This is a genomic window from Amaricoccus sp. W119, from assembly GCF_047275745.1.
In the GTDB taxonomy this organism is placed as follows: Bacteria; Pseudomonadota; Alphaproteobacteria; order Rhodobacterales; family Rhodobacteraceae; genus Amaricoccus.
Genome location: NZ_JBKQWU010000077.1, coordinates 1 through 12,375, shown reverse-complemented (window position 1 = coordinate 12,375; position 12,375 = coordinate 1). Strand labels below are relative to the sequence as shown.

At 64.8% G+C, this 12,375-nt stretch carries 11 protein-coding genes and 4 pseudogenes; 8 read left to right on the top strand and 7 right to left on the bottom strand.

Annotated elements, in window-relative coordinates; translation table 11 throughout:
• Nucleotides 1-115: pseudogene (locus tag ACLJK8_RS20275) on the top strand (IS3 family transposase); the annotation flags it as partial.
• Nucleotides 116-137: 22 nt separating this feature from the next.
• Here ACLJK8_RS20275 and ACLJK8_RS20270 read toward each other — a convergent pair.
• From ACLJK8_RS20270 to ACLJK8_RS20255, 4 genes are all read right to left on the bottom strand, one after another.
• On the bottom strand, nucleotides 138-1,253 hold the full coding sequence (locus tag ACLJK8_RS20270) for a replication initiator protein A (protein ID WP_413152178.1): 1,116 nt from the start codon (nucleotides 1,251-1,253) through the stop codon (nucleotides 138-140).
• 45 nt (nucleotides 1,254-1,298) lie between these two features.
• Entirely contained in the window at nucleotides 1,299-1,574 is a 276-nt protein-coding gene (locus ACLJK8_RS20265; RefSeq protein ID WP_413152177.1) for a hypothetical protein, read from the bottom strand.
• A 3-nt stretch (nucleotides 1,575-1,577) separates the two neighbouring features.
• Nucleotides 1,578-2,249: an AAA family ATPase gene (locus ACLJK8_RS20260; RefSeq protein ID WP_413152176.1), complete on the bottom strand. Its 672-nt coding sequence runs from the start codon at nucleotides 2,247-2,249 to the stop codon at nucleotides 1,578-1,580.
• A gap of 109 nt (nucleotides 2,250-2,358) precedes the next feature.
• The gene (locus tag ACLJK8_RS20255) at nucleotides 2,359-3,477 is read right to left on the bottom strand and encodes a hypothetical protein (protein ID WP_413152175.1); all 1,119 of its coding nucleotides are present in this window, start codon (nucleotides 3,475-3,477) and stop codon (nucleotides 2,359-2,361) included.
• A 507-nt stretch (nucleotides 3,478-3,984) separates the two neighbouring features.
• Between ACLJK8_RS20255 and ACLJK8_RS20250 the strand changes: the two genes are divergently transcribed.
• Genes ACLJK8_RS20250 through ACLJK8_RS20240 form a run of 3 tightly spaced genes read left to right on the top strand, consistent with a single transcriptional unit; the run spans nucleotide 3,985 to nucleotide 7,913 of the window.
• Complete coding sequence (locus tag ACLJK8_RS20250) at nucleotides 3,985-4,299, top strand: hypothetical protein (RefSeq protein WP_413152174.1); 315 nt, start codon at nucleotides 3,985-3,987, stop codon at nucleotides 4,297-4,299.
• Nucleotides 4,286-5,284, top strand: a complete 999-nt coding sequence (locus tag ACLJK8_RS20245; protein WP_413152173.1) for an AAA family ATPase — start codon at nucleotides 4,286-4,288, stop codon at nucleotides 5,282-5,284. Before ACLJK8_RS20250 ends, ACLJK8_RS20245 begins: the two co-directional genes overlap by 14 nt.
• On the top strand, nucleotides 5,277-7,913 hold the full coding sequence (locus ACLJK8_RS20240) for a S8 family serine peptidase (RefSeq protein WP_413152172.1): 2,637 nt from the start codon (nucleotides 5,277-5,279) through the stop codon (nucleotides 7,911-7,913). Before ACLJK8_RS20245 ends, ACLJK8_RS20240 begins: the two co-directional genes overlap by 8 nt.
• Nucleotides 7,914-7,990: 77 nt before the next feature.
• Here ACLJK8_RS20240 and ACLJK8_RS20235 read toward each other — a convergent pair whose 3' ends face one another.
• Complete coding sequence (locus ACLJK8_RS20235) at nucleotides 7,991-8,536, bottom strand: recombinase family protein (protein ID WP_413152171.1); 546 nt, start codon at nucleotides 8,534-8,536, stop codon at nucleotides 7,991-7,993.
• Between the two features lie 165 nt (nucleotides 8,537-8,701).
• Between ACLJK8_RS20235 and ACLJK8_RS20230 the strand changes: the two genes are divergently transcribed.
• The 3 genes and pseudogenes from ACLJK8_RS20230 to ACLJK8_RS20220 all read left to right on the top strand — a co-directional run.
• On the top strand, nucleotides 8,702-8,887 hold the full coding sequence (locus ACLJK8_RS20230) for a hypothetical protein (protein WP_413152170.1): 186 nt from the start codon (nucleotides 8,702-8,704) through the stop codon (nucleotides 8,885-8,887).
• Nucleotides 8,880-9,083 carry a ribbon-helix-helix protein, CopG family gene (locus tag ACLJK8_RS20225; RefSeq protein WP_413152169.1) on the top strand — a complete coding sequence of 68 codons (204 nt, stop codon included), beginning with the start codon at nucleotides 8,880-8,882 and terminating at the stop codon, nucleotides 9,081-9,083. Before ACLJK8_RS20230 ends, ACLJK8_RS20225 begins: the two co-directional genes overlap by 8 nt.
• Nucleotides 9,084-9,199: 116 nt before the next feature.
• Nucleotides 9,200-9,511: pseudogene (locus tag ACLJK8_RS20220) on the top strand (transposase); the annotation flags it as partial.
• 259 nt (nucleotides 9,512-9,770) lie between these two features.
• On the opposite strand, the pseudogene ACLJK8_RS20215 reads toward ACLJK8_RS20220, so the two are convergent.
• A pseudogene (locus ACLJK8_RS20215) lies at nucleotides 9,771-9,911 on the bottom strand (IS110 family transposase); the annotation flags it as partial.
• Between the two features lie 179 nt (nucleotides 9,912-10,090).
• On the opposite strand from ACLJK8_RS20215, the gene ACLJK8_RS20210 reads away from it, so the two are divergent.
• The gene (locus ACLJK8_RS20210) at nucleotides 10,091-11,320 is read left to right on the top strand and encodes an IS256 family transposase (RefSeq protein WP_413152168.1); all 1,230 of its coding nucleotides are present in this window, start codon (nucleotides 10,091-10,093) and stop codon (nucleotides 11,318-11,320) included.
• A gap of 56 nt (nucleotides 11,321-11,376) precedes the next feature.
• Here ACLJK8_RS20210 and ACLJK8_RS20205 read toward each other — a convergent pair.
• Nucleotides 11,377-12,174, bottom strand: a pseudogene (locus ACLJK8_RS20205) (IS110 family transposase); the annotation flags it as partial.
• Nucleotides 12,175-12,375: the final 201 nt, after the last annotated feature.

Below are 12,375 nucleotides of genomic sequence, written 5' to 3'. Positions count from 1 at the left end.
CTCGACCCAGAGAAAGGCGCCGAAGGGGCGGGCCGATGACGCGGCGCTCACCGCCGATATCGTCGCACTCGCCACCCAGTACGGCCGCTATGGCTATCGCCGGATCGCCGCGATGTCGGCCTATCGGGAACGCCTTTTCATGTCCCGAACTGCCTGCCGTGGTAGCGGCGTACGAAACCATAGAAGGCGGCTTGGTAATCCTTGGGCCGACGCGCCGGGTCATCCGCGAGCCAGGCATCGAACTCGGTCTTCAGCGCATAGATGTCCCAGCCTGGAAAGTCCTTTCGGACCCGGGCGATGGTGGTGTCGGACAGGTCCCGGCGCAGGAACAGGGCCATCGGCTCGCTCGGCGGCGGGATCTTGGACTTCGGCTTGCGGGATTTCCGGATCCGCGTCGGGGTGGCGACCACCTCGTCATCATCCGGCACGGCGTTGCGCATAATCATGCGGATGCGGGGTTCCTTGCCCGGCATCTCTTCCCAGCTCAGCTTGACGCTCGGCAGTTCGTTCCGCTTGCAGAGCTTCTGCATCTCGAACTTGAATCGCCTGTAAGTGCCCTCGGCCCCAGATTTTTCGAACAGGGTCGGGAGGCTGATGGCAAAACCCTCGGCCCCTGCCCCGCCGGCATGTTTTCGCGCCACGCGGTAGAGCCAGCGTTCCCGGCCGCCGGTGATCGAGAAATATTCCGGGTCGATGGCCAGCACGCCGCCCTTCTGCAGGACGCCCTGCACGAACCATTGCGAGAGGACGATGCTCATGCCGCGGCTCTCGCCGGTCTGCTCATCGACCAAGTCGGTCCATTCTGAGATCCAGCTGAACTCGGCAAAGCGCTTGCCTTTCGGGGCCCGGATATTGGTGCGGATATTGGTGCTGCGCAGCCGGGAGAGCGCTTCGCGCAGTCGCTTGTAGTGTTCGCCGCCGGTGGAGCGTTTGATAGATTTCAGCAGATCGTAGGGCTGGAAATGCAGCTCGTTCGGAATGTCGTTGACCCCGCGATTCTTCATGTCGATGAGGGCGGAGGCCGCCCAGATCAGGATATCGGCATCCCAGATGGTGGCCATGCCGTAGTTCTGATGCGGCTCCACGCGCACCCAGACGTCATCGCTCTTATACTCGATCGGCTGCAGGCGCTTGCGCTTGGCGAGCGAGAAGAACGGCCGTTCCATGGTCTCCCGGCTGTCCCGAAGCTTGAACTCCGTCAGGCTCAGGATGAACAGGTCGAACTGGTTGTCGATGAAACGGCGGGTCTGCATCGGGACTTTCGCGGCTTCTGACACTATAATGATATCTCTACGATATCAGGATGACTTCTCACGCTCCAGCTTTTCGAGGACGGCTTCCAGCAGCCAAGTGTGCCGGGGGATCCGCAGGGCGCGGCTCTCGACCGCTTCATCGACCCGCTCTAGCATATCGGCTGGCAGCCGGAGGACCACATTGGTGGTCTTTGCGGCCCCCCTTCCCTTCCCTTCGTGCAGCTCGGCGACGCTGCCGCCCTTGTTGATCAGCAACTCGATCTCGCGTTCGGAGCGTGTTGCGGTTTCAGCGGTTGCCTTCGGTTTGCGTGCGATCGCCATGACTTAGGCTCCCACTGCTGCGCGTGATGTCTCGGTGATATCAAACAGATGCCGGCATAGCATCATGACTTCGTCCGTGGCCTTCGCGTCCTGTGGCTTGAGCTCGATGACGGACAGACCCTGTGCGGCGGCATTGCCGAAGGCCTTGCGGGCGCCGATCGGCGTCTCGATCAGGGTCAGTTCCTGCGTGTCCCGGATCACCTCCTCCGCTTCGGCGTTGTCCTGACCGCGCGGATCTGCCCGGTTGATGAAGGCATAGGCCGCCAGCTCAGGATTGGCAGCGCGCATTTCAGCAACGAGCTGCGAGACCTTCTCCAGCGTCCAGACATCAAAGCTGCGCGGCACGAAGGGCACGAGCAGGACATTGCTGACCGTCAGCGCCGCCCGCTGGCTTGAGGTGTCACGCCCGCCGGTGTCGATCACGACGTCGTCGTACTTGTCAGCCAGACGGCGGATTTCGGTACGGACCGCCGCGCCGGTCAGCTTGATGGAGGTGAAGCCGGCGCCATTCGGGAGCTTCTCGTTGCGCAGCATGGTGAAGTCCGACGCCGTCTCCTGATCGTCGGCATCGACCAGCAGGAGATCGCGGCCGCTCTGGGCGCGCAGGACCGCAAGATTGGTGGCAATCGTGGTCTTGCCCGACCCACCCTTGATGCCCCCGACGGTAATAATCATGGGTTATGCTCCGGGGAATGTTATCGCTGTGAATCACAGTGGCATCTAATTGATATCAATTCAATGCCTCTGACACATCTGCCCGATATCTCCGGGCAGTGTGGTAGTCTTACCGCGTCGAGGCTGCCGCCCTCCGGTCCCGAATCCGTTGTTGCCGGTCATTCTCCCATTGGTCGAGAAGGCTCCTGCCCCGCTCCAGCGCCTCGTCGCTCAGTGGCCCGCTCGCCTGCGCTATGCCTTCGGCGACGATCGTCTCCGAAATGCGGCGCGAGATGGCATAGGAATCGGTCCGTGTTTCGAGCCGGCGGCGCGCTTCGGCAAGGACCGCGTCATTGCGGGTCAGGGTCCAAAGCAGCAGATCGACCGCCTGTAAGGCCGCGACGTCCCTCGAACTCGGTAGCGACAGGTCTGGCAGGCGGTAGTCGACGGCGTCGATCCGGGCTAGCCCGCGGTGATCTTCGCGCCGGATATGGCCGAACAGCTGAGCCCATTCCCGCATCGACGTGCCGAACTCCTGCTGCCGGTCATGAATCAACGCTTGCGGCCGGCTACCAGTCTCGTCCACGAACCGGTGAACGGCGTCGAAGATGAAGCTGAAGGCGATTATATTGGGTGTGTGGCCCTGATAGGCCCGCCGGCCGCGGGATGCGGACAGGGTGAAATCCTTGGGGTAGCGACGGAGATAGGCGATCGCATCCCGGATCACTTCCCGCAAACGCGGGTCTGGCACGCGCGTCCTGGCGAAAACATCCACCTTTTCAGCGACGGCCACGATCCCAGCCATGTCATCGTCCATATAGGCTTGCCAGAAAATCTGCCGATGACGCTCGCGCAAGGCAGCATCCGCGGCAAGGCAGAGGGTGTGCCGGAACAGGCGGAGATTGTACCATTGCGCCGGAACAGCGGCGTTTTCGCCGCTGTCGAACACCGTATCGACGAACTTGGTCGTGGCCACATAATCCTTCTCGATCTCGCCGAGCAGGAAGCGCCAGGGGCCAGACGCATCGAGCGCGTCGAGAATGGACGGCAGCATGGCCGCGACCCGGACCGGGTCGAGATTGTGCGCGTGCAGGCGGCCATCGCTCTCGGCCCCGGCCGGCGGGAAGATAATAGGGGCCAGGGCCTGCTCGGCATCGGCCACGCTTAGCAACGCGCCAATCCGATAGAGCGGCGGGTTCTGAAAGATATGCCGGCCGGTATGGCCGGTTTCGTCGGCATAGATAAACACGGGACGGGCTCACACGATATCGAACTGATATCATGTCAGTATCTAGAAGATGCGAACTGGACGTCAAGGCTGCCGGTCGCGGTGCGCCGGACGTGGCGCTTGGCCGGGACCAGCTCGGACAGGGATTTCGGTCAGGGTGGCGGTCATGGTCGGTCTCCGGCTCGTGGAAAAGTCACGCTGAAGGGGTGCTGCAGCGGCTGCACCCCTTTGCCGATACCGGGGTAGGGGGCGCCTCGCAGGCGGGCAGGGCCGGGCTGCTGCGGCCGGGCAGGCAACTCGGCCCGGCTCTCCGGACGCGGCCCGGCCTGTGCCGTAGCCTGGTGGCGGAGGGATAGGGGCGGTGCCCCTTGCCCCCGTGGAAGGCGCGTGTGCGCTGGAGAGCGCTTCTTCCCAGCGAGGGATAGTTACCGGATGGCCGAGACGTCGGAGACGGCGGTTCGGGGCGGTGCGGCATGCGTCGCATAGAGCCCGACCCGCTAGGGGCGGCACAGAGACGGAAGTCTCCTGATGACCGAATCAAAACTACATCATCCAGACTCTTATTTGATATCATATTGCCATCTTTCTGATGGCAGTTATTCGGTTGCTGTGCTAGGGATAGTCATGGCCAAGGGAATGAAACAGGATGGGGAAGACGTGACCGCGCTGACGGTCCGAGTGCCGCGCGACATTGTGAGCGATATCGATCACGAACGGAAAGCGCGCGCCGTGCGGGTCCCACGCAACACATGGATTCTCGAAGCGATGATCGAGAAGCTTGACCGGGAGCGCCAGGCGGAAGCGGCTGATCTCGCGCCGGAGAGGCGCCATGTCACGAAGTGACCTCCTCATCTCTTTGGTGAAAGCGAGCAGCACTGGCGACCGGCAGGGCGTGCAACGCACTGTGGAATCGATCATCGCCGAAGAGCGCAAGAAACAGCACAACGTCTTGGCAGACAGGCTTCAGCGAGCAATGAGTATGAATGGACACAATATTGCCGCGCTGCACCGGCAGACCGCCGCGGCACCGGAACGGGAGGCGTTGCTAGAGCTGACGCCGGAACGGCAGCTCAATGACCTGGTCCTGCCGGACGTGGTCCTCGATAGCTGCCGGCAACTGGTGGAGGAACAGCATCGCGCCGAGCTGCTGCGCGCGCACGGTCTCGATCCGCGTCACCGGGTCCTGTTGGTGGGACCGCCCGGCAACGGCAAGACGACTCTGGCCGAAGCCTTGGCTGAGGCTCTCGCCGTACCGTTCTTCGTGGTGCGCTACGAAGCGATGATCGGCAGCTATCTGGGCGAGACGGCCGAACGGCTGAAACGGCTGTTCGACTACGTCCGGACCACACCCTGCGTTCTTTTCTTCGATGAATTCGATGCCATTGGCAAGGAACGCGGAGACGCCCAGGAAACCGGCGAGATCAAAAGGGTCGTGACGGCGCTGCTGATGCAGATCGACCGTCTGCCGAGTTATGCGGTAGTTGTCGCCGCAACCAATCACGCGGAACTGCTGGACCGGGCGGTCTGGCGACGGTTCCAGTTACGGCTGAGCCTGCCGGCACCGGATCAGACAGCGCTCAAGCGGTATTTCGAGCGTTTCCTGCAGTCCTGGAACGAGAAGGCCGGGGTCTCGGCAGAGCGGATCGTGAAGACGCTGGGCGCGGTTTCCTACGCGGAAGCTGAGGAGTTCTGTCTGGATGTGCGGCGCCAGCATGTCCTGGCGCTGAACACAGCCAACCTGAAGCAGAGCCTCGAAAGCCAGTTGGCAATCTGGCAGGCGAGGGGGACGGTCAGCGGCGCGGTGGCAGGCCGGATGGACGATGCCTGATCGCCCGTTGCTCCCGCTGCCCGGACCGGTCCCTGAACGCCGGGCGGCCGGGAACCCGCCCCGCGAAAGCGTCCGGCCGCCCGGCCGGGGACGGCAGGGCGCGCGCCTCGGTCCGCGCTTCGACCGCCTCGCCGCCGCGCTCGGCGACCCGGCACAACTGGCCGCCCTGCAGAGCGATCCGAACAGCATCGCGCCGGATCGGGCCATTGTGTTCGAGGTCGCCAGCACCTTGAGCGACTTCTATGCGGCAGCCGCCAACATTCCGGGTCTGGAACTGCTGGCCGAGGCCGAAATCGAGGCGATGGCCGATGCGGATTTCGTCACGGTGGAGCGTGAGCGCGAGCGCCCCGACCGGAGCGTCTCGGAGCGGCTTTATTTCGCCATGCCGGATGTCGCTGCCCTGCGGGAGTTGGTGCGGCTGTGGCGGCATTGGCAGCAGCATGACGCGCTGCCCTACGGTTTCGGCAAATGGAAGCCGATTTTTGAGCGGCTGCGGGATATGCGGCCATGGGGACCGCAAGACCGACTGCCGGACGATGTGATCGCCATCTGGCGCGAACAGCTCGGGACCGCGCCGGAGGCTTCGCAGCGTGTCGAGCTTGAGCTCTGGTATCTGGACGGCACCGCGCGCCGGAGCGCTGGCCGGGAGTCGGTCCGGGGCCAGGTGGCCGAGGCGGGCGGGCGGGTCGTGCATGAAGCGGATATCGAGGAGATCCGCTACACGGCCTTGCTGGCGGAACTGCCGGCCGCCGTGATCCAGCGCATGATCGATGACCGGACAGTCTCGCTCGCCCGGATCGATGGGCTGATGTTTATCCGTCCGCAATCAGTCGCGGCGGTGATCCCGCCGGAGGATGACGATGGGGCGGGATTGTCGGTGGCCGACCAGACACGGGGGACAGGTCCCCTGGCCGCCGACGCACCGCTAGCGGCGCTTCTTGACGGTCTCCCGCTGGCGGGACATGCGCTGCTGGCCGGACGGCTGACGATCGAGGACCCAGACGGGCTGTCGTCCCGCTATGGCAATGCAGCTGAACAGGTTCATGGAACCGAGATGGCGTCATTGATCGTCCACGGCGATCTGCAGGAGAACGGTGCCCCACTGCCGCGGCCACTCTATGTCCGGCCAGTCCTGCATGGGAACGGGATTGGCCGGTCTGAAGTGTTCCCGTCCGACCGGCTCCTCCTCGACACGATCTATCGATGCGTCCGGCGCCTGTTCGAAGGGGAGGCGGGCGAAGCGCCGACAGCGCCCAGCGTGCGCATTCTGAATCTGTCGCTGGGAGATGCCTTGCGCCCCTTCGCCGGGATGATGAGCCCTTGGGCCCGGCTCATCGACTGGCTCGCCTACCGCTACCGGCTTCTTGTCATCGTAAGTGCCGGCAATATTCTCGACGACCTCGACATTGCGGGCGCTCAGTCTTGGGGTGCACTTGAGACCACCGACGCGCGCGCCCGGACGGGGACGGTGCTGCAGGCCGTGAATGCCACGCGCGCTCAACGGAGCCTGCTGGCTCCGGCCGAAGCCATCAACGCCCTGACCATCGGCGCCGGTCACTGGGAATCAGGTCCGGCCGGGCCGGTGACCGGGATGCAGCTCGACCCTTATGATGGGCTCGAACTGCCGAATGTGAGTTCGGGCCTCGGGCTGGGATACCGCCGTGGCGTGAAGCCGGAGCTGCTGTTCGCCGGCGGCCGGGAAAGATTGGCGTTGCGGCAAAGCCAGAATCCCGTTCGGGCGCGGCTGCCGGCGGTCGCCCACGGCTTTGGTGTGGAAGCAGCCTGTCCGGATCGCACCGGGCGCCTTGATCGCACCCGCCGGACCTTTGGCACCAGCCCCGCGGCCGCGCTGGCGACGCGGGCCGCCCACCGGGTGATCGACACGCTGCTCGATATCGGCGGCGGCTCGCTCCACGGTGAAACGCCGTTGCTCGATCTGGGATTGATGGCGAAGGTCCTGCTTGTCCATGGCGCCGCCTGGGACCCGGCCGCCGCCGTGCTCGTCCAGCAGATCGCCGATCCGGCCGGCAATGCATCGTGGCAGCACCAGGACGATGATGTGGCCCGTTTTCTCGGCTTCGGCCGATGCGATGTGGAACGGGTTATCGCATGCGCCGCCAACCGGGCGATCATTGTCGGCTCGGGAAGCATCCGCCGCGATCAGGCGGCAGTGTTCCGTCTCCCGCTGCCTCCCAGTCTGGAAAACATCGCGGAATGGCGCGCCGTGACCACGACGCTCGCCTGGCTGACGCCCGTCAGCCCGCGCCATCGTTTCTACAGGGATGCGCAGCTCCGGATCGAGCCCGGTGGTAGTGCCGACTTGGGGGCCGGTGTGGAGCGCAGCCGTCGGACAGTGCCGCAGCCGACCAAGGACGCCGCGCATCGTGGCACCGTCTTCCATGAGCGGCGGGCAGGGGAGGCTGGTGTCGGCTTCGCCGACAATGGCGACATCGTCTTGCGCATCAGCTGCAGCTCGCCGACCGACGCGCTTGAGGCGGATGACGAGGTTCCGTTCGCGCTGGCAGTAAGTATCGAGACCGGTCCAGCCTCGGCTATTTCCGTTTACAACGAAGTGCGGACGGCGGTCCTGGCGCGGGTGCGGGCGCAGGTCCAACCGCAGGCACGGTAATAAGGCCGCCTTACGCGGCGGCCTCATTGTCTTCGTCGATCAGCGGCTGGGAGAGGCCGGCGCCCTTCTTCCTCCCGTCACGAAATCCTCGAAATCGTCGAACGCGACACGCCCATGAGGCGGGCGATGGCGGCATTGTCCTGCCCTTCCGCGCGTAGGCGCAGCGCCTCCTGGCGTTGATGCGGGGTGAGCGTGAATGGCCGCCCGAGATGACGCCCAGCGGTCTTGGCGCGGGCGCGACCCTCGGCGGTGCGCTCATGTATCAGGCTACGCTCGAACTCGGCGATACCTCCCAGCACGGTGAGGATCAGCCTGCCGCCCGGCGTGGTGGTATCGGCCCATGGATCGGCGAGCGACCGCAACCGCGCGCCCCTGGCGTCGATGGTCTGCACGATGTCGAGGAGATCGCGGGTCGAGCGGGCCAGGCGGTCGAGCCTGGTAACGGCCAGAACGTCGCCTTCGTCGAGCAGCGCCATGGCGCTGCTCAGCTCCGGCCGGTCGGCGCGCGCGCCGCTGATCGTCTCTCGGAACACCAGATCGCACGACATGGCCGCCAGCTGCTCAAGCTGGGCGTCGAGGCTCTGGCCGGTGGTAGAGACGCGGGCGTATCCGATGGTTTTCATTGGCCGATTATGCACGCGAGTTTTGCACGGGCCAAGCGGTTGATATCGTTGGCGGCGGGTCGCAGTGCATAAATCCTGAGTTTTGCACGAGTGATGCAGTGTTTACTCTTTGTTAACACGTTCCGGCCATCACCAAGGGCGTCCACGAACTTGGAGAGACGCCTCATGAAATCCTTAGCCCTCGGCGGTGCCATCCTGCTTGTGCTATCGGCCGCTCATGCCGCCCTGCCTGGCTACCTCTACTTCCTGCCTCTCGGCGGCAGCCCCATCGCCGAGACGGGGATTGTGCTCAGCATGGCCCTAGCCATGGACACCGTGATCGGCCTGATCCGGAAGCGCCCCAATGGGTAAAACCCGAGTGACTGTCACGCTCGACCAGGATGTCGAGGAATGGTTGCAGGCTGGGTCGAAGGGCGCGGGCAAATCGCTGTCGGAAGTCATCCGGATTTGCCTGCGCGAGTATCATGACGCGCAGCCCAACCGGTTCGTGCGAGCGGACAAGGCCCGCTCCCAGTCAGAAGACGCCTGGAAGCGGAACCGGGGGTAGCGTCCACGGGCGTGGTGTAATTTCACCGGCACGCTCGGTGTAATCTCAGGTGGCCATCGAGGTGTATGGTCGAGGTGGAGTTTGGCGACTTCAACCACGGACCCACGGAGACCCCGATGACCAAGACCAACATGGACCTGTCAGAGTTTTTACAAAAGCATGATCAGGGCGATCTGCTGCGCAGCATCGCCGAGGCTGTCCTTCAACTGATCATGGAGGCCGATGTTGACGGCCTGATCGGTGCTGGGCGCCATGAACGCAACGGCGACCGCACGACCTGGCGCAATGGGTATCGAGATCGCTCGCTCGACACCCGTTTGGGCACGCTGAACTTGCGGGTGCCGAAACTGCGGCAGGGCACTTACTTTCCCGGCTTCCTCGAGGCACGCAAGACCTCGGAGCAAGCGCTCGTGGCCGTCATCCAGGATGTCAACGTATGGCCCGCCCCGTCCGCAAGAGGTTTGAGCATTCTGCCTTCCAGTCTGCGTCAACGTATCCGGCCTCGGAGCTTGCTCCCTGCCAAGATGGAGATACGCGCGACGTGCTCCTCGTAATCGGCGCGGCCTCGGTCGGCCGTTGACAACTCTCAGGGTTGCGCGTCGCCGTTCGACTGTTGGGCCATCTGTTCATACCGCCCGCAGACCTCGTGGACGGCTCCGGATCGGGCGAGCCGGTGCCGCTTCGTTCTCAGTGCATTTCGGCGACCTCCTCGGCAAAGCCATGGCCACCGGAGAGCACGGCCCAGCAGATGCGGGCCAGCTTGTTCGCCAGCGCCACCACGACGACATTCTTGTGCTGCCGTGCGAGCAGGTCACGGAGCCAGCGCCCGATCGGCGCCGATCGGGACCGGGCGAGAATGTTGAGCACGACATCGGCGCTGGTGACCCCCTGGGCCAGTGCCTCGGCGGCGGCCGCTTCGAGCGCCTCCAGGCCGTCGATCGGAGAGTGTCCGATCTTTTGTGTACGAGGCGGCCGGTCCATGCTGAGAGGAAAGGACAGCGTGGACCATGGCGAAGAAGATCGACGACGCGATATTGGACGAGCTGCTGAGGGGCTGCGAGCGGCCTGAGGATCTGATGGCCGAGGGTGGCCTGATGAGGGACCTCCGGAAGGCGTTGATGCAGCGGATGCTGGGCGCGGAGCTGACCGAGCATCTCGGTTACGAGCACGGCGAGGTGGCCCCGCTGGTTCAGACAAACCGGCGCAACGGCGTGAGCCGGAAGACGGTGAAGAGCGAGGACGGGGCCTTCGAGCTTGAGGTTCCGCGCGACCGGGAGGGCAGCTTCGAGCCCCGGCTGATCGGCAAGGGCCAGACCCGCATTGACGGGCTCGATGAGAAGATCATCGCGATGTACGCGCGCGGCATGAGCGTGCGCGACATCCGCGGACATCTCGAGGAGCTTTATGGGCTGGAGGTCTCTCCCGACCTGATCAGTCGCGTGACCGACGCGGTGCTCGACGAGGTGAAGGAGTGGCGCTCGCGGGCCCTGGACGCGGTCTACCCGGTGGTAATCTTCGACGCGCTTCGGGTGAAGATCCGCGACAAGGACAGCCGGATCGTCAAGAACAAGGCGGTTTACCTCGCCTTGGGCATCACTGGCGAGGGCGAGCGGGAGGTTTTGGGGCTCTGGATCGCCGAGAACGAGGGTGCGAAGTTCTGGCTCTCGGTGATGACTGAGCTACGTAATCGCGGGGTCCAGGACATCCTGATCGCGGTCGTCGACGGGCTCAAAGGCTTCCCCGAGGCGATCACCGCCGCCTTCCCAGAGACCATGGTCCAAACCTGCGTCGTGCATCTGGTTCGCCACTCGCTGAACTTCTGCTCGTGGAAGGATCGCAAGGCGGTCGCGGCCAAGCTGCGCGAGGTCTATGTCGCGGAGACGGCCGAGGCGGCCTGGGACGCGCTCGAGGCCTTCGACGCGGACTGGGGGCGGCAGTATCCGTCGATCGCCCAGGCTTGGCGCAGGGCCTGGCAGGAAGTGATCCCGTTCTTTGCCTTTGGCCCCGAGATCCGCCGGGTAATCTACACAACAAACGCGATAGAAAGTCTCAATCGGATCATCCGCAAGGCGATCAAGACCAGAGGCTCGTTTCCCTCGGAGGACGCCGCCGAGAAGCTGATCTACCTCGCGATCCGGGGCCACGAAAAAACCAGCCGAACCGTTCGAGGGTGGCTGACAGCGGTGAACCAGTTCGCCATCATGTTCGAGGATCGCTTCAAGCCAATTCAGGGCTGAGCGCGGTCAGACTGGGACCGGGCCGGCGGCCCGATACACAGAGCCTCTGACACTCCCATGCCGAGCAGCCTCGGCTTACCGCCGGTCGTGGCCTGGCGCGGTACGAGCCCGAGCCACGCCGCGAGATCGCGCCCCTTGCCGAAGGCTCTGGCGTCGCCGACGGCCGCCACCAGCGCCGTCGCGTTGATCGGCCCGATGCCAGGCACGGTCGACAGGCGGCGCATCGCCGGATCGGTACGCGCGAGGGCGACGAACTCGGCGTCGAAGGCCTTGATGCGGGCGTCGAGGCGGTTCCATTCCTCGATGAGGTCCACCACGAGGATCCTGATGCGCGGGCTGAGCTCGGGCGCTGCGCCGGCGAGGAACTCATCCACCTCGCTCCGCAGCTTCGCGCGGCCCTTCGCCACGATCAGGCCGCGCTCGAGCAGCAGCGCGCGCAGGTGGTTGACCAGCGCGGTCCGGTCACCGACCAGTCGTTCCCGGGCACGGTGCAGCGACTGCAGGTCCGACTGCTCCTGGCTCTTCACCGGCACGAACCGCATCGTCGGCCGGGTCGCCGCCTCGGCGATCGCCTCGGCATCCCGGTCGTCGTTCTTCTGCGCCTTCACGTACGGCCGGACATACTCGGGCGACATCAGCCGCACCTCGTGGCCCTCTTCGAGGAAGACCCGGCCCAGGTGATGCGCCCCGCAGCAGGCCTCCATCGCGACGATGCAACCCGGATGCCGCCGGACGATCTCCACCACGCCGAGCCGGGTCGCCCGGCGGCGGAAAACCACGCTCCCGGCTTCGTCCATGCCGGCGACGCTGCACGAGTTCTTGCCAAGATCAATTCCGATCACCGACACGTCCATCTCATCCGCCTCCCTATGCTACGATGCGTCGAGACTATCCCGACGCTGGGGAGGGGCGGGCCATTCCATAATCGGCGCGCAAATCTGGCTCTGACTCAATCTCGGTGCACCCGGTCAGCCTGGTGGATAGCTTCCTGCTCCGAACTTAAGGGGAGCAGGGATGGTTGGGAGCCGATCGTCGGCGGCGTTGCTGCCGGCGGG

What these genes read in the sequence shown, in the direction of transcription:
- ACLJK8_RS20270 (WP_413152178.1), bottom strand. Translation starts at nt 1,253, where the DNA reads ATGCAGACCCGCCGTTTCATCGACAACCAGTTCGACCTGTTCATCCTG.
- ACLJK8_RS20265 (WP_413152177.1), bottom strand. Translation starts at nt 1,574, where the DNA reads ATGGCGATCGCACGCAAACCGAAGGCAACCGCTGAAACCGCAACACGC.
- ACLJK8_RS20260 (WP_413152176.1), bottom strand. Translation starts at nt 2,249, where the DNA reads ATGATTATTACCGTCGGGGGCATCAAGGGTGGGTCGGGCAAGACCACG.
- ACLJK8_RS20250 (WP_413152174.1), top strand. Translation starts at nt 3,985, where the DNA reads ATGACCGAATCAAAACTACATCATCCAGACTCTTATTTGATATCATAT.
- ACLJK8_RS20245 (WP_413152173.1), top strand. Translation starts at nt 4,286, where the DNA reads ATGTCACGAAGTGACCTCCTCATCTCTTTGGTGAAAGCGAGCAGCACT.
- ACLJK8_RS20240 (WP_413152172.1), top strand. Translation starts at nt 5,277, where the DNA reads ATGCCTGATCGCCCGTTGCTCCCGCTGCCCGGACCGGTCCCTGAACGC.
- ACLJK8_RS20235 (WP_413152171.1), bottom strand. Translation starts at nt 8,536, where the DNA reads ATGAAAACCATCGGATACGCCCGCGTCTCTACCACCGGCCAGAGCCTC.
- ACLJK8_RS20230 (WP_413152170.1), top strand. Translation starts at nt 8,702, where the DNA reads ATGAAATCCTTAGCCCTCGGCGGTGCCATCCTGCTTGTGCTATCGGCC.
- ACLJK8_RS20225 (WP_413152169.1), top strand. Translation starts at nt 8,880, where the DNA reads ATGGGTAAAACCCGAGTGACTGTCACGCTCGACCAGGATGTCGAGGAA.
- ACLJK8_RS20210 (WP_413152168.1), top strand. Translation starts at nt 10,091, where the DNA reads ATGGCGAAGAAGATCGACGACGCGATATTGGACGAGCTGCTGAGGGGC.